This is a genomic window from Pedobacter quisquiliarum (assembly GCF_014642175.1).
Taxonomy (GTDB): Bacteria; Bacteroidota; Bacteroidia; order Sphingobacteriales; family Sphingobacteriaceae; genus Pedobacter; species Pedobacter quisquiliarum.
The window spans coordinates 54,923-80,065 of sequence record NZ_BMIL01000006.1 but is presented as its reverse complement, the minus strand read 5'-3'; the positions used below and the strand labels follow the sequence as shown (position 1 = coordinate 80,065).

Below are 25,143 nucleotides of genomic sequence, written 5' to 3'. Positions count from 1 at the left end.
TTTAGTTCTTAATCAATCGCTGGATCTCGTCCAGCTTCAACAGTGCCTCTACCGGCGTAAGTACATTTACGTCAAGGTTATTCAGCATATCCCTGATTTTCACCAGCACCGGATCATCAATGGCGAACATGTGTAACTGATAGGCCTGATTCTGCACCTTCTTGATGCTGTCCTTGATGCTTTGCCCTTCCGTGCGGTCAATCTCCAGCTTCTTCAGAATTTCATTGGCGCGGTTAATCAACTTGGGTGGCATGCCCGCCATCTTTGCAACATGGATACCGAAACTATGCTCACTGCCACCTGGCACGAGTTTACGAAGAAAGATAATCTTATTCCCTGCCTCCTTAATGGAAACGTTGTAGTTCTTAATCCGGCTCATCGTACTGGCGAGCTCATTCAGTTCGTGGTAGTGTGTGGCAAATAATGTCTTCGGTTTTGCGGTTGGATGTGTATGCAGGAATTCCGCGATGGCCCATGCAATGGATATTCCATCATAGGTGCTTGTACCCCGACCAATCTCATCCAGCAGAATCAAAGATCTGTCAGAGATGTTGTTCAGAATGCTTGCGGTCTCGTTCATCTCCACCATGAAAGTACTCTCACCGGAGGATAAGTTATCGGACGCACCTACCCTCGTGAAAATTTTATCCACCAGCCCGATCTCAGCGGCCTTCGCTGGGACAAAACAGCCCATCTGCGCCATAAGCACAATCAAACCCGTTTGCCGTAAAATCGCGGACTTACCCGACATGTTTGGTCCGGTAATGATGATGATCTGTTGTGTGTCGTTATCCAGGAATACATCATTGGTAATGTATTCTTCACCTACAGGGAGCTGTTTTTCAATTACCGGATGACGGCCACCCTTAATATCCAGCAGCTTACGCGTGTTCAGCTCAGGCTTTACATAATGGTTTTTGATGGCCAGCTGCGCAAAGCAGAGCAGCACGTCTAGTTGAGCCACAAGAAAAGCATTCAACTGAATGGGTTTGATGCTTGTACTCACCTGATAAACCAGCTCCTGGTATAAGCGAATTTCTATCTGCTGGATTTTATCTTCAGCGCCTAGAATCTGCTCCTCGTACGACTTCAATTCCGGCGTGATGTAGCGTTCTGCATTTACAAGCGTCTGTTTGCGAATCCAGTCTGCTGGTACCTTGTCCTTATGGGTATGCGTTACTTCCAGGTAGTACCCGAAAACATTATTGAAGGCGATCTTTAAAGATGGAATGCCAGTGGCCGCGGCCTCTCTTTTTTGAATTTCCACCAAGAAGCCTTTTCCGCCGAATGCAATGTTCCGCAAGCGATCCAGCTCTTCATCTACTCCTTCGGCAATTACATTACCTTTCAGCAGTACTGCAGGTGGATCTTCCTGAAGTTCACGTTCCAATCGGGCTCTGATGCTTAAACATGGATTAAGCTGCTCGGCAAGCTGTTCCAGAAATGGATTTTTACTTTCTGCTGCAATCTGCTTAACCGCCTCAATATGCTGCAAGGACCGTTTTAACTCGGACAGCTCACGCGGACCGACCTTCTGAAGGCCAACTTTAGAGATTAGGCGTTCAAGATCTCCGATCTGCTTAATGTGACTCAGCAGCTCCTCGATCAGGTCCGCATGCGACACCAGGTACTCTACCATACCTAAGCGCTCCTCAATGGGCTTCAGCTCCTTTAGTGGCATGATGATCCACTTGTGTAGCAAGCGAGCACCCATTGGCGTACTGGTTTGATCCAGCACATCAAATAAGGTCACCGCATTATCGTTCGCTGAGCTTACCAGTTCAAGATTGCGGATCGTAAAGCGGTCCAACCACATGTACTGATCCTCTTCCAGCCGGGAAATTGATGTGATGTGTTTAAGGTTGCGGTGTTCCGTTTCATTCAGATAATGAAGAATCACTCCCGCGGCTATAATGCCTGTTGTTAGTTTGTCTACACCGAAACCTTTGAGTGAGCTGACCTCGAAATGTTTGGTCAGCGTTTCTGTTGCATAATCTGCCGTAAAGGCCCAGTCATCCAGGTGAAAAGTGTAAAACTTATCACCAAAGTACTCCAGAAACTCCTTACGCTTACTTTTCTGAAATACCACTTCCGTTGGCTTGAAGCCCTGAAGCAGCTTGTCTATGTATTCTATACTGCCCTGAGCAACATGGAATTCTCCCGTAGAGATATCCAGAAAGGATACGCCGCAAAGCTGTTTTTCAAAGTAAACCGACGCAAGGTAGTTGTTGGATTTTTGATTGAGAATGTTGTCGTTGTAAGCCACGCCAGGTGTTACCAGTTCTGTAACCCCACGCTTAACAATTGTCTTGGTTGTCTTAGGATCTTCGAGCTGATCACAGATTGCTACACGCTGCCCTGCACGGACCAGTTTGGAAAGATAATTTTCCAGCGAATGATGGGGAAATCCGGCAAGCTCAATAGCGCCGTTAGGCCCCTGCCCCCTACGGGTAAGCACGATTCCAAGGATCTGCGCTGTTTTTACCGCATCCTCTCCAAAGGTCTCGTAGAAATCGCCTACTCTAAACAATAGTAATGCACCCGGGTACTTTGCCTTGATGACATTGTACTGCTGCATTAAGGGGGTGTCCTTCGTTTTATCCTTAGCCAAAATAATTCTGTTTACAAAAACTGTAAATATAATACCTTCAGCTTAGTCTTTGAACCCTGAATTAAATTAAAGTTTTGCCTGCTTTGATAAATAAGGTATTACAGCAGGGTAATGTAGTCCAGAAAGCGCGATAATGCTTCACGCTTGGATTTCGTAAGGTTGAAGTCTAACTTACTGGTTAAATAATCATGCATATCAAAGTTCGGTACCGCTGGCAATGCAGCTGCGACAAGTCCGCTGTTCTGCACCCCGATCTTTAATGCGGCATCAAAGGCCAGTTTAAAGCTTTCAGGAAGGGCTTTATTCGCCACCCATGCGGCATATACGAAAGGTAAGCCAGTGAAGTTCATCCATTCTGCGCCCATGTCATACGAGTACGGAAAGTCAAGCGTCTTCCCAAAAGTCCTATCGCCAATGAGCACCAGCGCATCTGTTTCTGCATCCTGATCTGTCGTCAGTTCAACCTCCTGCTTCCAATAGAATTTAAGAAGCACCCTGGCGAGGTTATTTGAGGTGCGCGACTGCTGATCAAGCTTCAGCGTACGGATTTCTGCAACCGGAACTTTGGAAAAAATGAATACAGAGTTCACCGCACCCACGGAACCAATACAGTAGTTTGCAATGATGTTTGCATTCGGCACTAAGGGTATTGTAGCTACCGGTATCAGTCCTACATCTACTTGTCCATCAATTAATTTGGCAGCGCAATCTGAAGGAATATCTAAGCTAAGATCTATCTGGTTGATGACATCTGAATGTTCAATGCCATAGATGAATGGTTTTGTATTTGTATAAGATACAGCAGATACTTTTATTTTATTCAAGGCTATTATTTAAGATGATCGGTATTGTTAAACTCTACGACTTCGAACTTACCATACTTGTATTTAAAACGATATAAAGTCGTGTTCAAGTGCGGGAAATCGACCATGTCCGATAAGGGCTTACCGGTAAGCATGCAAAACAACAAACGCATTGCACGGCCATGCATGCAAATCAACACACGAAGTTCATCAGGCTTACTACAGATGTAATCCATAGCTTCCTGCAAACGTACTTGCACCTCTGCAGGACTCTCTCCACCATTGAACTTCGCATCATAATTGCCGGATTGCCACTGCTCCACCATATCTCTGAACGCGGCGCGGGATTCATCCGTTGCAGATTTGCCTTCCCACTCTCCCCAAGCTAATTCATCCAGGCCAGCCAATTGTTCCCAGGCTAAACCTGCGTCAATAAAGCCCTTAGTCGTTTGGTGCGTACGCTTGAGTGTAGAAGTATATAGTTTGTTGAAAGCAACATGCTTATAATGCTGATAAAAAGCTTCCGCTTGCGCCCGTCCAACGTCATTAAGATCGCTGTTTATACCGCGACCCTGAACAATGCCAGCTGCATTTAATGCCGTTTCACCATGTCTGATGATGTAGATTTCCTTCTCCATTAATTGATAACGGGAAGTTTGTAGTATTGAGGCTTAGATGCATCTTCAAACATGTGGTCGGTATAATCCGTAACAACGTTGTAAAGCGTGTCGCGCTCAATCGGTTTCCTGTTTACCTGCTTAATAAGTTCAACAAGTTCGCGGGTGCTCATACCAGGTGTTTGCTCTTCAGCCCCTGCCATGGAGTAGATCTTCGTGGTATCATCAAGTGTGCCATCGATATCATCTACACCGAAGTTCAGCGAAAGCTGCGCAGTTTGTCTGCTGATCATTGCCCAGTAGGCTTTTATATGGTCGAAGTTGTCGAGGTAAATTCTTGCGATTGCATAGTTCCTTAGGTCTTCGATAACAGAAACCTCAGGAACGTTGCTCATCTGATTATTCTGGTTGCGGAACTTCAAAGGGATAAATGCTTGAAAGCCACCAGTTTTATCCTGCTGCTGACGAAGTCTTTCCATATGATCCACACGGTGCCAGAACTGCTCGATATGGCCGTATAACATGGTGGCATTTGTACGCATGCCAAGCTTGTGCGCCTCTTCATGAATGTCCAGCCACTGCTCTGCGTTACACTTATCATTGGCAATCTTAGTCCGCACTTCGGGATGGAAAATTTCCGCTCCCCCGCCCGGCATGGAGTCAAGCCCAGCTTCCTGAAGGTATTTCATACCTTCATAGTGACTAAGCTTTGCTTTCTTGAAAATATAGTAGTACTCCACTGGAGTTAAAGCCTTGATATGTAATTCCGGGCGATGCGCCTTTGCTCTGCGGAAGAACTCCGCGTAAAAGTCCAGGTTCTGCTTAGGTACCACACCACCGGTGATGTGCACTTCGGTAACAGGCTCCTGATCATACTTCTTAAGCGCTTCAATCATCGCATCGACGCTCATTTCCCAGCCATCTTCACGCTGTTTGATCAATCTGGAATAAGAACAGAAATTACAGGTATAAACACAAAGGTTGGTTGGCTCAATATGAAAGTTCCGGTTGAAGTAGGTGTTGTCACCATGTTTACGTTCCCGGATGAAGTTTGCGAGTACGCCAAGGTAGCTCAGTTCAGCGTGTTCATATAAATGTACACCTTCATCGAAGCTAATACGTTCAGCATTAAGCACTTTAACGGCTATCGCTCTTAATGGCTCAGAAAGCCCGGCGTCATTTATAAGAAAGTTCAGTTTTGTAATGGTATCCATTTCCATGTCGTATAAACAAAAGTACGAAAAAATGGCCGCAAGGGCTTTTCCGGCGACTGCAATGCTGTCAGCTATTTGTAAAACGAAGGGTTATACCATTGTTACTGTTTGCTTCTCATCGCTTCTTTGAAGTATTTAAGCGGCACAAATAACATCCCAAAACACTCACCTTCCTGTTTGCCCATGTGTTTGTGGTGCACTTTGTGGGCTTTCCTCAAAGCCCTGAAGTAGATGTTGTTTGTACGGGTAAACCACTTGAATCGTTGGTGGATAAACACATCATGAACCAGAAAATAGGCGATGCCATAGAGCGTGATGCCTATGCCGATGTAAAACATAAACCGGAAGCCCTCAACGAAGTTACCTACGCCAAAGAAAAACATGGATACACACGCAAACATCACGAAGAAGTAGTCGTTTTTCTCAAAGAAATGTGGTGTTTTATTGTGGTGATCTTCATGCAGATTCCAGAATAGGCCATGCATAATGTACTTGTGTGTAAGCCAGGTTACGCACTCCATGAAGCAAAAAGTAAGTATTACGATTCCAATATTTAATAGAACAGTCATTGTTATAATTTCTTTAACATTTCAACCTCAGTTGCAGATCCAGGTTTATCTGAAACCAGATATTTCTTGATTCTCCGATGAAGGTCGGCATCTTTAGGTGCCTTTGCATCCGCTTTCAGGAAGTTTACGAGTAGTTGACGATCTGCTTTAAGGTTTGAACTGTAGTTTAACATGCCCGGTACGTTCACCTGTGTGGTGTATCTGAAGAAGATCAGTTCTGCATTGTTTGGGTCTTTAGATATTGCAAGTTCCAGCAGACGTTTGCCTTTTTTAAAATGAGATACTTTGCTGATCGGACTGAAAGCATGTTTGGCCTGGATCATCTCTGATATGGCTTTGAAGCCTAAAAGCACAGGCGCTGCAGTTTTCTCATTGAGATCTTTAAACCGGTCGTTAAACTGATCGGCAACCTTGCTGTCGTTTGCAGCCTTATCAAGTTGCTTCCGCATTTCCGTAAGGTCTGTTCCATTGGCCAACATCTGTAAACCGATAAGTAGAAATAATATTTTAATCATTAAATTAATCTTAAGCTATGTTTTACATAAGAACCGGCAAGCAGACTAATTTTCTGTGCGTTAGGTACTCTGATTCTGCTTTCCATAATGCGATCACAGGAAACAGATTTGATCTTGTTGAATAAGGTTTTGTAATAAATGTAAGCAACATATACGCCAAATCTGGACGACCTCGGCAACTGCTTGATGCCAACCAGTGCATCATCGAAATCCTTTTGGATTTCACATTCTATCTGCTCCTTCTCCTTCTGTGTGAAAACCGTCAGATCTATCCCCGGGAAGTATACCCTACCAAGTCCTTCGTAATCGTTCTTTAGGTCCCGAAGGAAATTCACCTTTTGAAAGGCCGCACCAAGTTTCATGGCTGATGGTTTCAGGTGATCATACATCTCCCTGTTGTTCTCCGTAAATACCCGAAGACACATGAGCCCCACAACCTCGGCAGAACCCAAGATGTAAGTTTCATAGGAAAATAAAGAATGGTTTTTATCCTGAAGGTCCATTTCCATACTCGCAAGAAACTGCTCAATGAGTTCCCGCTCAATGCCGTAGTTGTTTACCACATGCTGGAAGCTGTTCAGTATTGGATTGAGGCTGATCTTCTGATCAATGGCCCGGTATGTACTTTCTTGAAATTCAGCGAGCAAAGTGCGCTTATCATAATCATGAAAGGAATCCACAACCTCGTCACCCAAACGCACAAAACCATAGATGCTGTAAATTGCTTCATGAAATTTACGGTGCAGACAGCTGATCCCTAGTGAAAAGCTGGTACTGTACGTCTTCGTGACGATTTTGCTCGAAGCAATTGATATATCATCAAATAGTTGTTTCATGTGTTTTGTGCTAACGTAATACTTTTAATAGCTCCTGCGCGGCAACTTGTCCGGAGATTAATGCCGGCGGAACCCCAGGACCAGGAACAGTAAGCTGTCCGGTGTAAAAGAGATTCGCAAGCTTTTTGTTTTTTAATGAAGGTTTTAAGACCGCAGTCTGACTTAATGTATTCGCCAAACCGTAAGCATTCCCTCCGTAGGCATTATAATCATCTACGAAATCGTTGATACAATAGGATTTCTTATAGACGATGTTTTCACGAAAGGTCGTGCCGCTGAACTTTTCAATCCTGCTGATGATCCCGTCGAAATATGCTTCACGTCTTGCCTCCGTATCTTCGAGTGCCGTTGCTATTGGAACCAGGATGAAGATGTTCTCCATCCCCTCCGGGGCAACACTCGCATCCGTTTTAGACGGACAGCAAACATAGAACAAAGGCCTATTTGGCCATTGTGGGGTTTTATAAATGTCTTCCGCATGCTTTTCAAAGTCGGCGTCAAAGAACAAACTGTGGTGCAATAATTTATCAACCTTCTTATCGACCCCAAGATAATAAATGAGGCATGACGGTGCAAAGGTTTTTTCTGCCCAGTAGCTTTCCGAATAATTCCGGTAAGGTGCTTCAAGTAGTTGTTGCTCTACATGGTTATAGTCGGCAGATGCAATTACCCCATCGGCTGCGAACGTTCCTTTGTCGGTTCGTATACCGGTTACTGCATTATTTTGTACCAGTATCTGTTTTACAGTTGTCTCTGTATGAAACTTTACGCCGAGCTCCTCAGCTAGTTGGTGCATGCCTGCAATGATCTGATGCATGCCCCCATCCGGATACCAGGTACCCTGAACTAAGGCTGAATAGTTCATCATCGTGTACAATGCGGGAATCTTGTTCGCCATTGCGCCCAGGAACAGCACCGGAAATTCCATTAGTGCCACCAGCCTTGGATCTTTAAAATATTTCTTGACGTAGCTGCTTACGGAGCTGAATAAGTTAGACTGCAGCATGCCTTTAGCGACACGTAAGTTGGCGTACTCCATCCAGGAGAATGCAGGTTTATAAACCAGATCCTTCATGCCTACTTCGTACTTGAACTGCGCTTCTTTTAGGAACTTCTTCAGTGCTTCAGCACTACCCGGCTCAATGGCTTCAAACTGCGCATATAATGCTTCCGCATCTGCTGGGATCTGAAGCGTCGCCTGCGCATCAAAGATCATCTGAAATCCAGGATCCAATTGCTTAAGGCTGTAGTAATCCGATGTTTTCTTTCCAAACTGTGCAAAGAAGTTATCAAAGATGTCAGGCATCCAGTACCAACTCGGCCCCATATCAAACGTGAAACCTTCTGCGGTATAGGTTCTGGCGCGACCGCCGATTACTTTATTTTTCTCGAACACGGTAACGTCGTGGCCGGCCTTTGCTGCAAAACATGCCGCTGAAAGTCCGGAAAATCCACTTCCTATGATTGAAATGTTGGCCATTAAGTTTTTCTATGGATGGAAAAGTTTGCAAGATAAGGTTCGGCACCTATTGTTTATAGGCGTTTACGAACTTTTTAATGCCGAATTGAACAGCCAGCATGAAGAACTAGGGAGCAGCAGCTGGATTGGAGGCTCATGGGTCGATGAACCGTATCCTCTTTGGCACAAAAAAGGCCCGGACACCTGTTGGTGCCGGGCCTGATATTTTTGCAGTGCTTATTATTTTGTAGCTTTTGTGAAGTTTAAAACAACATAAGCTGTAGCGTTACCATATTCAATTGGCGATTTCAAGACCATCGTGTCTCCTGTTGCAGAAGACAGAACTAAGCGATAACCTTCATCTACATTTTTCGCCTTATCACCTTCTTCAAGTTTCTTGAATTGGAAAGTTTGATCGGCAGGACTTGCAGACCAAAAAATACTTTGGGTTTTTGCTACACAACCTTCGCCGCCACCCGAAAGGATGAAGCTTCCGTTTCCGCTATTGGTTAAGCTCCAGGTACTGCCGTTGAAGCAGCTTGCAGAAGCTTCACCAAGAAAAGATCTAACGGCTATAGCAGGTACACCCTCGTAACTCACATTGCTCAACACCCATGTTCCTGTAACATTACCGCGCTTAATCGTGCTTGCAGATCTTGTAGAGGAACAGCTTTGTAACACCATTATGGCACTGCATAAAATGGCTGCGATTACTAATATTCTTTTCATAAAATTGTTTTTTCATCATAACTTACACAAATCCTGCCAAATCTTGTTAGGCTTAATGCACAACCTTAATATTGTTCATTAAAAGAACGTTTTTTAAAATAGACTAAAATGAAAACAGAGACCCTTGCCATACATGCCGGAAACTTAGTAAAAAGTAATACTGGAGATGTCACTCAGCCACTTAGCCTGTCAACGACCTTTTTTAGAGATGAAAATGGTGGATATCCCGGAGGACATATGTATAGCAGGGTGAGTAATCCAAACCGTTCCACCTTAGAACATCTGCTCGCTACGCTGGACAAAGGTGCGGATTGCTGCGCATTTTCTTCCGGTAATGCAGCCGGTATGGCAGTCTTTCAGGCCCTAAAACCTGGCAGCCACATTATTGCACCAGATGATATGTACTGGGGCTTTAAAAAGCAACTTCAAACCATCTTCAAGGAGAGTTTAGACATCGACTTCGTGGATCTTACGAACGTTGAACAGATCTCATCTTTTATAAAGCCAAACACCGTGATGATCTGGGTGGAGACACCTTCCAATCCACTATTAAAGATCACAGACCTCAAGGCCTTAGGTACCCTGGCAAAACAGCATAAGCTGATTCTGGCTTGCGATAGCACCTTTGCTTCGCCAATGTTACAGCATCCAATAACCTTGGGGGCAGACATCGTCATGCATTCGACTACGAAATACATTGGTGGCCACAGTGACGTGTTGGGTGGCGCTTTAATTACGGCGAAGCAGGACGAGCTTTGGGCGCGCATTCGTAACATACAGCAGATTGGAGGGGCTGTGCCCTCACCGTTCGACTGCTTTTTACTGGTAAGAAGCATCAAAACGCTACCGTATAGAATGCGTGGGCATTGCAGCAATGGCATGGCACTGGCACAATACCTGGATCAACATCCACAGATTGAAGCGGTTTATTATCCTGGGCTCCCTTCCCACCCACAGCATGAGATTGCAAAAGAACAGATGTCGGATTTCGGCGGCATGATGTCGGTTTTGATTAAAGGCGGATTCGAAGAAGCTAAGCAAGTCGTCAATAAAGTAAAACTGTTTGCTCAGGCCACCAGCTTGGGCGGCATAGAGAGTTTAATTGAACATCGAGCTTCTGTAGAAGGTCCGGATACGAAAACACCTGGAAATCTGCTGCGCATCTCTGTAGGGTTAGAGCATGTTGATGATCTGATTGCAGACTTCAATCAGGCACTTAGCGAATTATAATATTTGGAATCATGCCGATTTCATCCGTGAAATCGGCTCATATGATTTTATTTGACATTTTTTCAGAATAAAGTTTTGAAGTTGTGGATGTAAAATATACATTTGTGACATCAGCTAGGCTGATCTAATCAACCGGTTACATGGTTTGATTTATTAAGAAGTGGCGAGAGACAGGCTCATTAACCCACTGGCAACCCTCCTAACCCGAGAAGGTGCCAATTCCTGACCCTGAGCATGGTGCTCATGGAAAAATAATATTGAACTAAAATGAAAACGAACCAACAAGCGCTGCCCACCTGCAGACCTTACCTTTTCCCACAATCCAACCTACTTACAACGGCTAACACGATCGACTACAGTATTGAACCTGTACCGGTTTGTATGTGCTGTTGCATAGCCTGAATCTAAAAATCTTCCATTCTTGTTACGCCATTCAAATTGGAAGGCCTCGTATCGAGGTACGCTTTTCTCTATCCATTCATTTCAACTTATCAAAAATTTATGTCAACTTCATATAAATTCGAAACCCTACAACTGCATGCTGGTCAGGAAATTGACCCAACAACCGGTTCCCGTGCCGTTCCAATTTATCAAACCACTTCTTACGGGTTTAAAAACTCGGAACATGGTGCAAATCTTTTTGCGCTAAAGGAGTTCGGGAACATTTACACCCGTCTAATGAACCCAACAACGGATGTATTTGAAAAGAGAATTGCCGCGCTGGAAGGTGGCGTCGCTGCCGTTGCGGTAAGCTCTGGCCAGGCTGCGCAGTTTCTTGCACTAACAAATATTCTGCAGGCCGGAGACAACTTTGTTGCTTCTTCGCACTTGTACGGCGGAAGTTACAACCAGTTTAAAGTATCCTTTAAAAAGATCGGTATCGAAGTAAAATTCGCGAAAGGTGATGACCCGCAAGATTTTGAAGCTAAAATCGACGAGAAAACAAAAGCGATTTATGTGGAAACGATCGGGAATCCTTCATTCAGCATTCCAGACTTCGAAAGACTATCTTCCATCGCACAAAAGCATGACCTGCCGTTAATCGTAGATAATACCTTCGGTGCTGGCGGCTACCTGTTTCGTCCGCTGGAGCATGGCGCACATGTTGTTGTGGAGTCTGCGACAAAATGGATCGGTGGTCATGGTACCAGCATTGGTGGTGTAATCGTGGATGGTGGTAGTTACAACTGGGGCAACGGAAAGTACCCACAGTTTACCGAACCAAGTGAAGGATACCACGGCCTGGTCTTCAATGATGTATTTGGTATTGGCGGACCTTTTGGGAACATCCAATTTGCGATTCGTACCCGCCTCGAAGGCCTTCGCGACTTCGGTCCGTCGATTTCCCCTTTTAACTCCTTCCTGTTAATCCAAGGTTTGGAAACCCTATCACTTCGTGTACAGCGCCACGTTGAAAATGCACTTGCCTTGGCCACGTGGTTGGAAAACCACCCTGCGGTGAACAAAGTAAGCTACCCAGGCTTGGAGAGCAGTCCATATCATGCACTTGCTAAGAAATACCTTCAGAATGGATTTGGCGCCGTTTTGTCCTTTGAGCTCCATGGCGAGAAGGAACAAGCCATCGCTTTGGTCGACAACTTGAAATTAGTGAGTCACCTTGCCAATGTGGGTGATGCAAAAACTTTAATCATACAACCATCTGCTACGACACACCAACAGTTGGGTCCGGAAGCGCAACTTGCAGCAGGTGTAACGCCTACGCAGCTCCGCGTTTCGGTAGGTATAGAACACATCGATGATATTAAGGCTGATTTTGAACAAGCCTTTCAAAAGATTTTAGGTACAGCGGCAACAAGCTGATTAGCGGATGAGTGAGGTACAATATTTTAGGGCCGCAAATGGTCTAACCTTAGAAAGTGGTAAGCAACTTAGAAATTTTAATGTTGCTTACCATACCTATGGCAAATTGAATGCAAAGCAGGATAATGTGATTTGGGTATGCCATGCGCTTACCGCAAATGCTGATGTGTTCAGCTGGTGGACTGGGCTCTTCGGAAAAAAGGAGCTCTTCAATCCAGAGGAACATTACATCGTTTGCGCCAATGTGATCGGCTCCCATTATGGCACAACAAATCCGCTATCGATCAATCCAGCTACGGGTAATCCATACTACCTATCCTTTCCTGAATATACCATTCGTGATATGGTGAAGGCGCATCAACTGCTTGCTTCGCATCTGGGGGTCACCTCCATCAAAGTATTGATCGGTGGCTCACTTGGTGGCCAGCAAGCCTTAGAGTGGTCCATCATGGCAAACAAAACGATCGAGAACCTGATCCTGCTGGCATGTAATGCTGCGCATTCGCCATGGGGCATTGCCTTTAATGAGAGTCAGCGGCTAGCCATAAGCACCGACAGGAGCTTTTATGCACAGCAGAAAGATGGCGGCAGTAAAGGATTGAAGGTTGCGAGAAGCATCGCGCTTTTATCTTACCGGACGTACGAAGCTTATGGTGCAACGCAACTGGAGAGCTCTGATGAGAAGACGACGGATTTCCGGGCCTCCTCCTACCAGAACTACCAGGGCGAAAAGCTGCTCAAAAGATTTAATGCTTACAGCTATTGGTATCTGACAAAGGCGATGGACAGTCACAACATCGGACGTGGCAGACAAAGTATCACGAAGGTCCTGTCTGAAATTCAGGCAAACACCCTTGTTATCGGGATTGAGAATGATGTATTATTTCCGACAACAGAACAAGAGTTCATCGCGAAGCATATTCCTGGTGCTCAGTATAAGCTGGTAAACTCCGCCTATGGTCATGATGGTTTCCTGATTGAAACACAAGCACTGACCGGGCTTATCAGCAATTTTCTTAAAGAAAGTGCAAGTAAAAAGATTATAAAATTAATACAGACTGCGTAATGAGTGAAAAAATAAAGATTGGACTTTTTGGTTTTGGTGTTGTTGGACAAGGGTTATATGATGTAATCCTGGGACAAGATCTCAACTTGGAGCTGATTAAGATTGCCATTAAGAATCCAGAAAAAAAGAGAAGCCTGAATCCATCGTTGTTTACGACGAATCATCAGGAGATTTTTGATCATCCGGAGATTAATACGATAGTAGAGTTAATTGATGATGCAGATGTTGCTTTTGAAATCGCCAAAAAGGCTTTAAGCAGCGGTAAACATGTTGTGTCTGCCAACAAAAAGATGATCGCCAATCATCTAGCCGAGCTGGTTGCTTTACAGCTGGAACATGGCACCTCGCTGCTGTATGAAGGTTCTGTTTGCGGCAGTATTCCAATCATCCGTAATCTTGAAGAATACTATGATAACGAACTGCTGCACGGCATCAGCGGTATTTTTAATGGCTCTTCGAATTACATTCTGTCCAAGATTTTCAATGAGCAGCTAAACTACCATGTTGCTTTGAAACAGGCGCAGGATCTTGGATTCGCCGAAAGTAACCCAATCCTTGATGTGGGGGGCTACGATCCAAAATTTAAGCTTACGATTGTGGCGGCACATGCTTATGGCTTGTTCCTTGATCCAGAACAAATCTTGAATGTGGGGATACAGCATATTTCTGAGCACGATATCCGCTACGCGAAAGAGAAAGGTTTTAAGATTAAGCTTGTACCTACAGCAAAGAAGGTCGGTAGCGCAGAACTGATTACCTATGTGTTGCCAAAATTTGTAAAATCTGACGATTTCCTTTTCAACGTAGAAAATGAATATAACGGCGTAACCGTACAGGCTGCTTTTGCAGACAAGCAGTTTTTCTTCGGTAAAGGAGCAGGAGGACATCCTACCGGCTCTGCAGTATTGTCGGATATAACGGCGCTACGATATGGCTACCGTTATGAATATAAGAAGTACCACAGGCAAAAAGGCTTGAGCCATTCTAACGAGGTTGATATAGAAGTTTACATCCGCTATGCTGAAGAAAGTACGCTGGAAAGCCTGGAGGTAAGGAACGTTGTAGAGCGCTTCAGCAGGAATGATTACAAGTATGTCATTGGCATGGTGAGACTCGAAAGTTTATTGAAGAACAAAAGTCTTCTGGAGCAAGGAGATGTGTTCATTGCACATACAGGAGACTACTCCTTTTCAGAAGCTGCGCTGTCGATTAGCGCAGAAGAAGAAGCCGTAATACTAAATTAGTTTGTGTTTGTTTTAATGAAAAAGGCCGGTATTACCGGCCCTTTTTGTTTTATGTTGTTAAATCTCGCGATTGACATCCCAGTTCTCCAGGTAGTCAGCGACACGTTTCACGAATGCACCACCCAATCCACCATCAACAACCCTGTGGTCGTAAGAAAGTGACAGGTACATCATGTGTCTAATAGCGATAACGTCACCGAATTCTGTTTCTAAAACTGCAGGTTTCTTTTTGATCACCCCCACGGCAAGAATTGCCACTTGTGGCTGATTGATGATCGGTGTACCCATGATGTTACCGAATGAACCAACGTTGGTAATGGTGAAAGTTCCGCCTTGTGTTTCGTCTGGCTTAAGCTTTGAATTTCTGGCACGTATTGCAAGATCATTTACGGACTTGGTTAAACCAACCAGGTTAAGCTGATCTGCTTTTCTAATGACCGGCACGATCAGGTTTCCGCTTGGTAAGGCGGCCGCCATACCGATGTTGATGTCTTTCTTTTTGATGATTTGTGTTCCATTTACAGAAACGTTGATCATTGGGAAATCCTTGATGGCCTTGGTAACGGCCTCTACGAAGATCGGTGTGAAAGTAATTTTCTCATTCTCGCGCTTTTCGAAGCTCTTCTTTACGCGGTCGCGCCAAAGCACCATATTGGTAACGTCGGCTTCTACGAATGATGTTACGTGTGGCGAAGTTTGAACGCTCATCACCATGTGATCGGCGATCAGCTTGCGCATACGGTCCATTTCAATTACTGCATCTCCACCGCCAAGGCTTACGGCAACCGGTGCTGATTTCGCCACCGGTGCAGGTATTGAACTTGCCTGTGGAGTTTGTGTTTGAGGTGCTGGTGCAGCCTGCGTTGTGGTGCTCAAGTGAGCTGCTGCATTGCCACGTTCCGAAATGTACTTTAAAAGGTCGTCTTTAGTTAATCGGCCCTCGGCACCTGAACCTTGGATTTTATCTAATTCTGATGCGGATATATTTTCCTGCGCTGCAATGTTTCTTACTAGCGGAGAGTAAAAGCGATCTGATGATTCTGATGCTTCGGTTTGTGCTGGCTGACTTGCTGCTTCTGTGGTTAAGGCTGCTGGCAGGGGTACTTCCGGAAGATCATTTGGAACTTCAGCAGGCATGGAAGCTTCGGATGTGCTTTCAGCACCTTCTGTTTCGATAATCGCGATCACGGCGCCTACCTGTACAATATCATCTTCTTTATATAACTGTTTTACAAGCGTTCCAACAACAGGCGCCGGAACTTCTGAGTCGACCTTATCGGTTGCAATTTCCAGTATGGTATCGTCCAGTTCAATGCGCTCACCAGGTTGTTTGGTCCATTTGATAATGGTTGCTTCTGCAACGCTCTCCCCCATTTTGGGTAACAGTAATTCGTATTGAGCCATATTAAATTGGTAAATTATTATTTGGTTTTCCCGACAAAAGTAAGTGTTTTCAGGAACTTATTGATGATCTAGTTTAAGGCGGCTTAGCAGGAGGATGAGTGCAGAGGCAGCGGCACGTTCTATGTTCTGCGTACGTTTATTGCCAAAGGTGGATTTTCGTGCTTCCACCCCATGGGCACTCGCTACAGCAATCCACACTGTACCAACGGGTTTATCCGGAGTACCGCCGTCTGGCCCGGCAATACCACTAACGGATATTGCGTAGTCTGTTTTGAACGCCTGTAAGGCGCCTGTTGCCATTTCTTTAACGGTCTGTTCACTTACGGCACCATATTCCAGCAGCGTACTCGCTTGCACGCCAAGCACGGCCATCTTCAGGTCGTTGGAGTAGGTTACCGCACCGCCGCTAAATACGGCAGAACTCCCCGGGTGACGGGTAAGCAGATGTGAAAGGTAGCCGCCGGTGCAACTTTCCGCGGTTGACAGGGTTAAGTTGTTAGACTTCATGATGTTCATCACGGCCGTCTCCAATGGAATATCATCTTCAACAACCACAAACTCCCGAACCTCATCGGCAAGTTGTTTTGAATAATGGTTGATGTCTGCATGAAGTTGCTGCTCATCTCTGGAGCTACCACTTAAACGTAAGCGCACCTGCCCCATTTTCGGCAAATAAGCAAGCTTGATGTATTCGGGGAGAGATGCTTCAATTTCAGCAATCCGCACAGCCAGGAAAGATTCTCCGATGCCTGCTGTAAGGATGGTTTTGTGGTAAATGAAAGGCACGTTCAGCGTGGTCTTCAATCGTGGCAATACCTCTTCTTCCATCATGTACATCATTTCGTAGGGTACACCTGGCATGGAAACGAAAATCTTACCGTTTTCATTGAACCACATTCCGGGGGCAGTGCCATTCCGGTTGGGCACAACGACGCAACCATCGGGTACATCCGCTTGCATGCGATTCAATTCAATCATCGGCCGGTTTGCTTTGGCGAAGATGGCAGATACTTGCTGCAGCGTTTCTTCATCACGGCGAAAGCCCATGTTAAAGTATTTGGCAAGCGTCTTTTTGGTAATATCGTCTTTTGTGGGACCAAGGCCGCCGGTGATGAGGATAATTTCAGCACGGCTTTCTGCCAGCTTCAGGGCATCGAGAATGTGTTGTTCATCATCAGAAACAGAGCTGACTTGTTTAACACGGATGCCAATGTTATTTAAGGTTTGTGCCATCCAGGCAGAGTTCGTGTCTACGATTTGCCCAATGAGAATTTCATCTCCGATGGTAATAATTTCTGCTAGCATATGTTAGTCATAACGCGAGTAGTAACCTTGTTGTTTGCTCAACTTAAGGTCTTGTAAAATGGATGCTTTCACTTTGATGGTTACTGAGTAACTTTTGTAATAGCCAAATGGTACCCAGTTGATGCTCATGTCCCAGCAATGCAGATCACGGTAGATTGCAATATTGGTAAGCGCGATACCCTTTTGCTCAAAATCATATCCTGAGTTGAACTGTACTTTTAACTTCTCCGTAAGGTTGAAGTCACCATTAAACGTTAAAGCATTCGTGATCCTGGCCTGGGTTCCAGCTTCTGTAGTTGAATACTGGAAGCTATATGCAAAGGCGAAATTCCATGGAATGTTGAAGTCGACAAACGCATTTGGATCCCTGCTGATGGCTCTTAATTGTGCGTCCTGCTCTGGCGTACGTCCTGTTTTCACCGTCTCTTCGTTAATGCGATCGATGTTCTCGTTACGGCGCTTAAAAGATTCCGCGTTTAGACTGTAATCGAAAGAGAAGCCGAAACTGGTTAGACGAGGAATGGTGTACTTATCAATTATCCTCTTCGTCACGACGCTGCCCGTGGTATCTAATCCAACCTGGTACGGGTTCAACGTACCGTTATAGTTAATGCCCAGTTTATCGGTAAACTGCGAACGTCCGCTAAAGGAAATGGTGGAGAGTTTAAAGGCTGGTGCAAGGAAATTGTAGGATCCGGAGAAGTTTAAACCCTGGATAATGGGAATCTTGCGGTAGCCTGTTCCGGTGGTATCCTTATCTGATCTGACTTTCGCCTCCACGGTGTTATCCAATCCAAAGCTTAGGAGTGCCTGTTCACCCTGAGATGGGCCGGTATATAAGGTTCGGTCGAAAATGGAATACCGTCTGTTGCGTCCCGGGTACGACGGATCTACAACTTTCTGGCCGTCCTGATATTCTAATTCTCTATAATATCCTTTGCTTGGGTTCGAGAAGTCAGGCTTGTAGCTCAGGTTAAAGTTCGGCGTCATCACGTGTCTGATGGCATTGATTTTACTTTTGCTACCAAACTGCGCCTGGTTATAAATCTTGGTGGACATACCAATACCGATGTTGTATTCAGCGGACCTTTTAAAGCCTTGAACGGTGTCGTAGGTTAAAGAATCCGGGCGATTAACAAGCCTCAATAACTTCTGGTCTGTTGACTGGAAATGCCATTGCTCATTGTATGTTGCATTTACGTTGAAGTTGAAATAGTTTGCAACGTTAAATGGTAAACTGATTGGAATGTTGTGGTTGAAACCGTTTTGGAAGCGCTTAAATCCGTCTTTATCGAAGAGCTTATCTTCCGTGGTACTCACAGTATTGTTCGCTTGCATGGAATAACCCAGCGTTAGTTTCTGATACCATTTCTGTTCACCTACCCTGTTCTTGGAATCAAAAGGATTGATGGTGTTCATACTTAAGTTTACCTGTGGCAGGGTTAAGCTGATGGTCTTGCTCTGGATTTCCTGGCTGTGCCCAAGTGCCGCCGTAAGGTTGAAGATGCCCATGGTCTTACCGTAACTTACGCTGGAAGCTAAAGTGTTCTGTGATATCGCACGTACGTCATAGGTGTTGCCAGCTGCTGTGGTGCGGTTATAAGAAGAGGTTCCGGCATTCACGTAGGCACTGAAAACAGTTCCGGGATTTGCATTTGCATTCTGGCTATGCGTCCAGTTGATGTGGAAGTTTTTTTGCGGTTCGTACTCCGGGGTACCCTCAAGGCCATTCCTGGTGCTTGCGTAGGCAACGTTGATGTTACCATTGTACTTATACCGCTTCATGTAATTGGAGGTCACGTTGGTCTCGTAGGAACCACGGGTGAAGATGGTACCCATGATCCTTGCATCAAGATAATCGTTGAAGCCAATGTAATAGCCGGCATCCCGCAGGAAAAAACCCCTTGTTGCATCCTCACCAACACTAGGCAAGATGATCCCTGAAGCCTTTTTGTTTGGCTTGGGGAAGAACGCAAATGGAAGCCCTAAGGGAATCGGAATGTCTTCTATTTTAAGGTATGCAGGGCCAGTGATAATCTGATGCTCTGCGACAATGCCTTTGGTGATGTAGATACCGAAATGCGGGTGCGGGAGGTTACAGGTACTGTAAGTCATTCCCTTAACGTGGATCTCGTCGTCAGGTTGTTTTTTACTTTGTCCACCGGAGAAGAAGCCCCCCTCCTGTTCGGTAAAGGTGTTGTAAACGGTACCTTTTCCTGTTTTCGTATTGTAGAGTAAGGAGTCTGCCACGGATGAACCTTCCTGCTCCATCTTAAAGATGGGCTTGCCGAAGTACCTTCCTTTTTCATCTTTAAGGCCACTCGCGAAGATGGTATTGTTCTTGGAATCGTAACGAATGTACTCAGCATCAAGCTCAAAGCTTTGATAAACTACACGTGCATTTCCATACAGGTACATAATGCTTCGGTCTTTGCTGTACTTTGTCGAATCCCGCGCATAGGTCTCCACTTTGTCACTCAGGCCACCTGCAGCAGGGGTTTGACGTTTCGAAGTATCTTGCGGAATGGTATCTTGTTGTTGTACGACCTGAACCATTGCCAAACCGGCAAAGCCGTAGGATTTACTACCTGTTAGGGCTAATAAAATGAAGGAGGTAACTAAAATGATTGACCTTAAAAGTTTCAAATTCGTGTGTGAATGTTATTTTTGCATTAATGTATAATCCAAAACGTCCAAAAATAATCAAAAATATACCATTGATAAGTCCAAAAGCGCTAATGCTGATATTTATTTCTTTTATCACCATTATTTGCATTGATAACCAGGCATTTAGCCAGGGATACAAAATAAAAACAATCGTTATTGATGCCGGTCACGGCGGCAAAGATGGCGCCACCAGAGGTGCTTTTTCAACCGAAAAAGAAGTTGCCCTAAAAACGGCGTTAAACCTCGGAAAACTCATTGAAACAGAAATGCCTGATGTTCGTGTGGTTTACACCCGTACATCTGATGTGTTCGTTCCCTTGTACGACCGTATTGGTGTAGCCAATGAGGCGAAAGCGGATCTGTTTATCTCCATTCACTGTAACGATATGCCCCTGAGAAGAAGCACGGTAACCACTGGCTACCGGAAGCTGAAGAGCGGAAAACGGGTACCGATTACGAAGACCGTTTACCGCAAGAGCACTTCTACGCGCGGTACGGAAACTTTCGTTTCAGGTATGGGCCGCATGAATGAGCAGGATGAGGTAATTAAAAGGGAGAATGCGGCAATTCTACTTGAAGAAAACTATCAGGAAAATTATCAAGGCTTCGATCCCAATAACCCCGAAAATTATATCATCTTGTCGCTGATGAAAAACAACTTTAGGGAAGCGAGCTTAAACTTCGCCAAGATGGTGCAAAATGAATATGTTAAGGTTGGCCGGATAGACCGCGGGGTACAAGAAAAAAGCCTTGCCGTACTTGCCCGTGCAGGTATGCCGGCGATACTAACGGAGATTGGCTTCATTTCAAATCCTGAAGAAGAAGAATACATGAACTCGGAATTTGGGCAAACGGAGATCACCCGTGGGCTTTTCAATGCGATTTCAACATATAAGAAAACTGTAGAACATAATTAATGAGCGGAACTTTTCAGCGCGGAATGCGGAAATACTTAGGATTTTTTATTGGTACTTTAATAGTTGGAAGTAGTTTAGTTGTTAATGCGCAGGATGAAGGCTATCGGGTTAAAACGATCGTTATTGATCCCGGGCACGGGGGAAACAAGCCTGGTGCTAGGGGTTCATTCTCTACAGAGAAGAATGTTTCGCTGGAGGTGGCCCTCAAGCTGGCAAAGAAGTTTGAGGAGGATATGCCAGATATGAAGGTACTGCTGACGCGAAAAACAGATGTGGATGTCGACTTCCTAAAACGCGCCGCCATCGCCAATAACGCCAAGGCCGACCTCTTTATCTCCATCCACTGCAACTCCGTAGCAAGTGCAAGCGCAAGGTCAACCTTTGGTACGGAAACCTTTGTAGCAGGTTTACACCGCCTAAATGAACAAAATGTTGCGATCCGTGAGAATGCGGATATCAAACTTGAGAAAAACTACAAGGAGAAATACGACGGCTACGACCCGAATGATCCTGAAACTTTTATCATACTTTCTTTGTTTAAATATAACTTCAGGGCGAAAAGTACTGAGTTTGCAAAGCTGATTCAGTCCAACTACGCTAAGAATGATAGAGTTAACCGGGGTGTTAAGGAACAGGGTTTATTGATACTTCAACGTGTGGGCATGCCAGCCGTACTAACGGAAATTGGTTTCATCAGCAATCCGGCAGAAGAAAAGTATATAAACTCTGATACTGGGCAGAACGAGATTGTTAATGCTATCTTTAACGCAGTTAAGCAGTACAAGAAACAAAACGAGTAATATAAACCAGGATCGAGTGAAAATAGCAAATGAAACCAAAGTAGGCATACTAGCTGCCTTTTCAATAGCCTTATTAATTATCGGATACAACTTTTTAAAAGGCAATTCCATTTTTTCAAACGAAACTATACTGTATGCGAAATATCCGCGGGTTGATGGACTAGGTGTCTCCAAACCTGTTCTGATTAATGGCTTCCAGATTGGCCGTGTAGATAAATTGCAACTGCAGCCGGATGGTTCTATTGTGGCAACACTGAAGATTAATGGCAAGTACGATATTCCCAAAAACAGTATCGCAAGGCTGGAAAGCACCGACCTCTTGGGAAGTAAGGCGATTGTAATGGGCCTTGGTACCGGAACACAGTTTGCGCAGGAAGGTGATACGCTAAATGCGAACGTCGAGAAGAACCTGATGGAATCTGTTGAACCTGTTCAAAAGAAAGCGGAAGTTATGGTTGGCAAACTGGATTCTATCCTGACCTCCATCAACTCTATCATGAATCCAAACTTCCAGAAGAATGTTGACAAGAGCTTTAACAGCATTGCTTCTACCCTAGCATCTTTGGAAGCAACGTCGAAAAAGGTTGACCGTATGGTGGGCACAGAAAGCTCCAAAGTGGCAACGATTATGGACAATGCGGTTTCGATATCAAACAACCTTAAGAACAACAATCAAAAGATCAATGCCATCCTTACTAACCTGAATACGGTTTCAGATCAGGTTGCTGCTGCGAACTTCAAGCAAACCATTGACAACGCTAACCAAGCGGTTGCTGAACTACAAAGTGTGGTGAATAAAGTAAATCAGGGACAAGGCAGTCTTGGTCTGTTGGTGAATGATCGTCAGATGTACGACAACTTAAATAACGCTTCTAAAAACCTGGATAACCTGTTGATCGACTTAAGAGAAAATCCTAAGCGTTACGTTCACTTCTCCGTGTTTGGAGGTGGTAATAAAGACAAGTAAGAATAGTTAAATTAAATACGTTACCCCTTCGAGTGCCAGTTCGGTATTCGGGAATACTGCAGCAGCTTCCTCAAGGAGCGGCTGCAGTGTTTTATAGCGTGACGAGAAGTGCCCGATCAACAACTTTCCAGCACCAGTATTCAAGGCGATCTCTGCAGCTTGCAGCGCAGTGGTGTGATGCGTAAATATCGCACGTTCTAGCAAGTCGTGCAGGAATGTCGCCTCATGGTAAAGCACTGTACAATCCTGGATACTGTTTAAGTAACTACCGTCGGCAATCGTATCAGAGCAGTAACAGTAAGTTTTGGGTTCGGCTGAATCGGTGGTATAATCCGTGTTCAGGATGGTGGAGCCGTTAGGGAGATCCAAATCAACACCACGCTTCAGTAATGGATAGTATTCCAGCGGAACCTGATCAGCTTCCAGTTTTTCAACCAGTAACTTTCTCAGGCGTTTCTTTTCTTTGAACTTGAACCCGGTACATGGAATCCTATGGTTTAGAATGATCGTTTCAACTGTAACATCATTGTTCTCAAAGATCAATGACGGTTGTTCCGCCTGAATGGCTGTGAATTCAATGGGGAACTTAAGAATGGTATCTGAGTGTTTGAATTGTAAGTTTAAGATATCTAAAAGTGGTTCTGGACCAAACAGCTTCATCGGCTTGGTACGACCATTCAGGTGCATGCTGGATAGTAGGCCAATTAAGCCAAAGTAATGATCACCATGTAAGTGACTGATGAATACATGATCGATCTTACTAGCTTTAATGCCAAACTTAATTAGTTGCTGCTGGGTGCCTTCGCCACAATCAATTAAATAAAATTTTTCATTGCAGTTCAATAGCTGCGCTGTCGGATTTCTATTATATACAGGCGTTGCAGAGCTGCTACCCAGAATGGTTACCTCAAATTTCATTATCCACGCACCTCTTCGTCCAAATCATCCTCGTCATCTTCATCCTCATCGGTAGATCCACCACCAAGCAAATCTTTCTCAACCTCTTCCATGAAGATCAAGTCTTCAGCTTCGCGTAGCTTAGCCACAAAATTCAGGGACTCGTCCAGGCCAGCAATCTCGATGATCTTCTCCAGGCTTTCATTTACACCGGTAATCAGGAAGTGGCCGTTTGCCTTTCTGCAAAGGCGATCACCTACAAGTAGGCAGCTCAGGTCCTGGCTATCTTCGCAGTTGGTAACCATAGAAAGGTCCATGATGATGTTGCGGTACCCTTGAGAGTTTAGCAGGATGAATTCAGATTTTAGTAAAGGTGCATTGTCGTTGGTAAAAGTTTCCTCATTCAGCTTCACAACAACGTACTTTTCGTGTTTATCAACAATTAATGCCATTATATTTTAGTGTTTTTTAGATGATGGTTGGTTTAAAAAAGTGATTTTAAACATTCGTGAATGTTCGATTCTATTCTACTGCTCACATCCTGGGATTCATTCTTGATGAACTTATCACCAGTGATTTGCTCATATAGTTCAATGTATCTTTCGGAGATGGATTGGATGATCTCAGGGGTCATTTCAGGAACGACTTGCCCCTCTTTTCCCTGGAAGCCATTTTCAATTAGCCATTTGCGTACAAACTCTTTAGAAAGCTGCTTTTGTGCAGTACCGCTGTCTTGTCTTTCCTGGTAACCTTCTGCATAGAAGTACCTGGAAGAATCTGGTGTGTGGATCTCGTCGATCAGGTAAATTTGATCAGCTACCTTACCAAATTCATATTTAGTGTCAACAAGGATGAGTCCGCTTGCAGCGGCTATCTCGGTGCCGCGTTGGAATAAGGCATGCGTGTACTGTTCTAGTTGTTCATAGTCCTCCGCAGAAACGATGCCTTTCGCCAGGATATCCGCTTTAGAAATATCCTCATCGTGGCCTACGGCAGCTTTCGTGGTCGGGGTGATGATTGGTTGAGGAAGCTTGTCGTTCTCCTTTAAGCCTTCCGGAAGTTCAACACCACATACATGGCGTCTTCCAGCGCTGTATTCACGCCAGGCGTGTCCGGCTAGGTACCCTCTTATAACCATCTCCACTTTGAAGGGCTTACAAATTCTACCGATGGTCACCATTTCATCTGGTACAGCCAGCACCCAGTTTGGAACAATGTCCTTCGTAGCGTCAAGAAACTTTGCAGCAATTTGGTTCAGCACCTGCCCCTTGAATGGGATCGCTTCAGGAAGTACGACATCAAATGCCGAAATCCGGTCTGTGACCACCATGGCCATAAATTGGTTCGAAATCGTATATACGTCCCGTACCTTACCTTTGTAAAAATTCGTTTGTCCTGGAAACTGGAAATTGGTTTCTTTAATTGCCTTCATTCTTTTGCTATTCGCGTGTATTAGTATCAGGATCTCGGGG

General features: G+C 44.8%; 22 protein-coding genes and 1 riboswitch. Of the genes, 7 read left to right on the top strand and 15 right to left on the bottom strand.

Features of this window, described 5'->3' with window-relative positions; translation table 11 throughout:
• Position 1: 1 nt before the first annotated feature.
• The 9 genes from mutS to IEW69_RS09960 all read right to left on the bottom strand — a co-directional run bounded on the left by mutS (position 2) and on the right by IEW69_RS09960 (position 9,353).
• The gene (gene mutS, locus IEW69_RS10000) at positions 2 to 2,611 is read right to left on the bottom strand and encodes a DNA mismatch repair protein MutS (RefSeq protein ID WP_229663587.1); all 2,610 of its coding nucleotides are present in this window, start codon (positions 2,609 to 2,611) and stop codon (positions 2 to 4) included.
• Between the two features lie 98 nt (positions 2,612 to 2,709).
• Complete coding sequence (locus IEW69_RS09995) at positions 2,710 to 3,435, bottom strand: menaquinone biosynthetic enzyme MqnA/MqnD family protein (RefSeq protein ID WP_188626714.1); 726 nt, start codon at positions 3,433 to 3,435, stop codon at positions 2,710 to 2,712.
• A gap of 5 nt (positions 3,436 to 3,440) precedes the next feature.
• Positions 3,441 to 4,052 (bottom strand): histidine phosphatase family protein, encoded by a 612-nt coding sequence (locus tag IEW69_RS09990; RefSeq protein WP_188626713.1) that lies wholly within the window; start codon positions 4,050 to 4,052, stop codon positions 3,441 to 3,443.
• A complete protein-coding gene (gene mqnE, locus IEW69_RS09985) occupies positions 4,052 to 5,245 on the bottom strand; it encodes an aminofutalosine synthase MqnE (protein ID WP_188626712.1) in 1,194 nt (397 codons plus the stop codon). The genes IEW69_RS09990 and mqnE overlap by 1 nt, the downstream gene beginning before the upstream one ends.
• Positions 5,246 to 5,346: 101 nt before the next feature.
• Complete coding sequence (locus IEW69_RS09980; RefSeq protein WP_229663586.1) at positions 5,347 to 5,766, bottom strand: sterol desaturase family protein; 420 nt, start codon at positions 5,764 to 5,766, stop codon at positions 5,347 to 5,349.
• 50 nt (positions 5,767 to 5,816) lie between these two features.
• A complete protein-coding gene (locus IEW69_RS09975; protein ID WP_188626710.1) occupies positions 5,817 to 6,329 on the bottom strand; it encodes a hypothetical protein in 513 nt (170 codons plus the stop codon).
• On the bottom strand, positions 6,329 to 7,165 hold the full coding sequence (locus IEW69_RS09970; protein ID WP_188626709.1) for a phytoene/squalene synthase family protein: 837 nt from the start codon (positions 7,163 to 7,165) through the stop codon (positions 6,329 to 6,331). The genes IEW69_RS09975 and IEW69_RS09970 overlap by 1 nt, the downstream gene beginning before the upstream one ends.
• Positions 7,166 to 7,175: 10 nt before the next feature.
• Positions 7,176 to 8,645: a bifunctional phytoene desaturase/3,4-desaturase gene (gene crtID / locus IEW69_RS09965; RefSeq protein WP_188626708.1), complete on the bottom strand. Its 1,470-nt coding sequence runs from the start codon at positions 8,643 to 8,645 to the stop codon at positions 7,176 to 7,178.
• A gap of 219 nt (positions 8,646 to 8,864) precedes the next feature.
• Positions 8,865 to 9,353 carry a lipocalin family protein gene (locus IEW69_RS09960; RefSeq protein WP_188626707.1) on the bottom strand — a complete coding sequence of 163 codons (489 nt, stop codon included), beginning with the start codon at positions 9,351 to 9,353 and terminating at the stop codon, positions 8,865 to 8,867.
• A 108-nt stretch (positions 9,354 to 9,461) separates the two neighbouring features.
• Between IEW69_RS09960 and IEW69_RS09955 the strand changes: the two genes are divergently transcribed.
• The 4 genes from IEW69_RS09955 (at position 9,462) to IEW69_RS09940 (ending at position 14,714) form a co-directional block, all read left to right on the top strand.
• Positions 9,462 to 10,583, top strand: a complete 1,122-nt coding sequence (locus IEW69_RS09955) for a trans-sulfuration enzyme family protein (RefSeq protein ID WP_188626706.1) — start codon at positions 9,462 to 9,464, stop codon at positions 10,581 to 10,583.
• Between the two features lie 147 nt (positions 10,584 to 10,730).
• Positions 10,731 to 10,841: riboswitch (SAM riboswitch) on the top strand.
• A gap of 243 nt (positions 10,842 to 11,084) precedes the next feature.
• The gene (locus tag IEW69_RS09950) at positions 11,085 to 12,404 is read left to right on the top strand and encodes an O-acetylhomoserine aminocarboxypropyltransferase/cysteine synthase family protein (protein ID WP_188626705.1); all 1,320 of its coding nucleotides are present in this window, start codon (positions 11,085 to 11,087) and stop codon (positions 12,402 to 12,404) included.
• 7 nt (positions 12,405 to 12,411) lie between these two features.
• Entirely contained in the window at positions 12,412 to 13,470 is a 1,059-nt protein-coding gene (locus IEW69_RS09945) for a homoserine O-acetyltransferase family protein (protein ID WP_188626704.1), read from the top strand.
• Positions 13,470 to 14,714 carry a homoserine dehydrogenase gene (locus tag IEW69_RS09940; protein ID WP_188626703.1) on the top strand — a complete coding sequence of 415 codons (1,245 nt, stop codon included), beginning with the start codon at positions 13,470 to 13,472 and terminating at the stop codon, positions 14,712 to 14,714. The genes IEW69_RS09945 and IEW69_RS09940 overlap by 1 nt, the downstream gene beginning before the upstream one ends.
• 57 nt (positions 14,715 to 14,771) lie before the next feature.
• On the opposite strand, the gene IEW69_RS09935 is transcribed toward IEW69_RS09940, so the two are convergent.
• The 3 genes from IEW69_RS09935 to IEW69_RS09925 are packed head-to-tail and all read right to left on the bottom strand — an operon-like array spanning position 14,772 to position 20,069.
• Positions 14,772 to 16,118, bottom strand: coding sequence for a dihydrolipoamide acetyltransferase family protein (locus tag IEW69_RS09935; protein ID WP_188626702.1), 1,347 nt, complete (start codon positions 16,116 to 16,118; stop codon positions 14,772 to 14,774).
• 57 nt (positions 16,119 to 16,175) lie between these two features.
• Entirely contained in the window at positions 16,176 to 17,423 is a 1,248-nt protein-coding gene (locus IEW69_RS09930; RefSeq protein ID WP_188626701.1) for a competence/damage-inducible protein A, read from the bottom strand.
• Between the two features lie 3 nt (positions 17,424 to 17,426).
• Entirely contained in the window at positions 17,427 to 20,069 is a 2,643-nt protein-coding gene (locus tag IEW69_RS09925; protein WP_188626700.1) for a putative LPS assembly protein LptD, read from the bottom strand.
• A 92-nt stretch (positions 20,070 to 20,161) separates the two neighbouring features.
• On the opposite strand from IEW69_RS09925, the gene IEW69_RS09920 reads away from it, so the two are divergent.
• Genes IEW69_RS09920 through IEW69_RS09910 form a run of 3 tightly spaced genes read left to right on the top strand, consistent with a single transcriptional unit; the run spans position 20,162 to position 22,774 of the window.
• Positions 20,162 to 21,007 (top strand): N-acetylmuramoyl-L-alanine amidase family protein, encoded by an 846-nt coding sequence (locus IEW69_RS09920; protein ID WP_229663585.1) that lies wholly within the window; start codon positions 20,162 to 20,164, stop codon positions 21,005 to 21,007.
• On the top strand, positions 21,007 to 21,807 hold the full coding sequence (locus IEW69_RS09915) for an N-acetylmuramoyl-L-alanine amidase family protein (RefSeq protein ID WP_229663584.1): 801 nt from the start codon (positions 21,007 to 21,009) through the stop codon (positions 21,805 to 21,807). The genes IEW69_RS09920 and IEW69_RS09915 overlap by 1 nt, the downstream gene beginning before the upstream one ends.
• A 16-nt stretch (positions 21,808 to 21,823) precedes the next feature.
• Positions 21,824 to 22,774, top strand: a complete 951-nt coding sequence (locus IEW69_RS09910) for an MlaD family protein (RefSeq protein ID WP_188626698.1) — start codon at positions 21,824 to 21,826, stop codon at positions 22,772 to 22,774.
• A gap of 6 nt (positions 22,775 to 22,780) precedes the next feature.
• On the opposite strand, the gene IEW69_RS09905 is transcribed toward IEW69_RS09910, so the two are convergent.
• Genes IEW69_RS09905 through IEW69_RS09895 form a run of 3 tightly spaced genes read right to left on the bottom strand, consistent with a single transcriptional unit; the run spans position 22,781 to position 25,103 of the window.
• Entirely contained in the window at positions 22,781 to 23,692 is a 912-nt protein-coding gene (locus IEW69_RS09905; RefSeq protein WP_188626697.1) for a ribonuclease Z, read from the bottom strand.
• Positions 23,692 to 24,123 carry an STAS domain-containing protein gene (locus tag IEW69_RS09900; protein WP_188626696.1) on the bottom strand — a complete coding sequence of 144 codons (432 nt, stop codon included), beginning with the start codon at positions 24,121 to 24,123 and terminating at the stop codon, positions 23,692 to 23,694. The genes IEW69_RS09905 and IEW69_RS09900 overlap by 1 nt, the downstream gene beginning before the upstream one ends.
• Before the next feature lie 32 nt (positions 24,124 to 24,155).
• Positions 24,156 to 25,103 (bottom strand): phosphoribosylaminoimidazolesuccinocarboxamide synthase, encoded by a 948-nt coding sequence (locus IEW69_RS09895; RefSeq protein ID WP_188626695.1) that lies wholly within the window; start codon positions 25,101 to 25,103, stop codon positions 24,156 to 24,158.
• Positions 25,104 to 25,143: the final 40 nt, after the last annotated feature.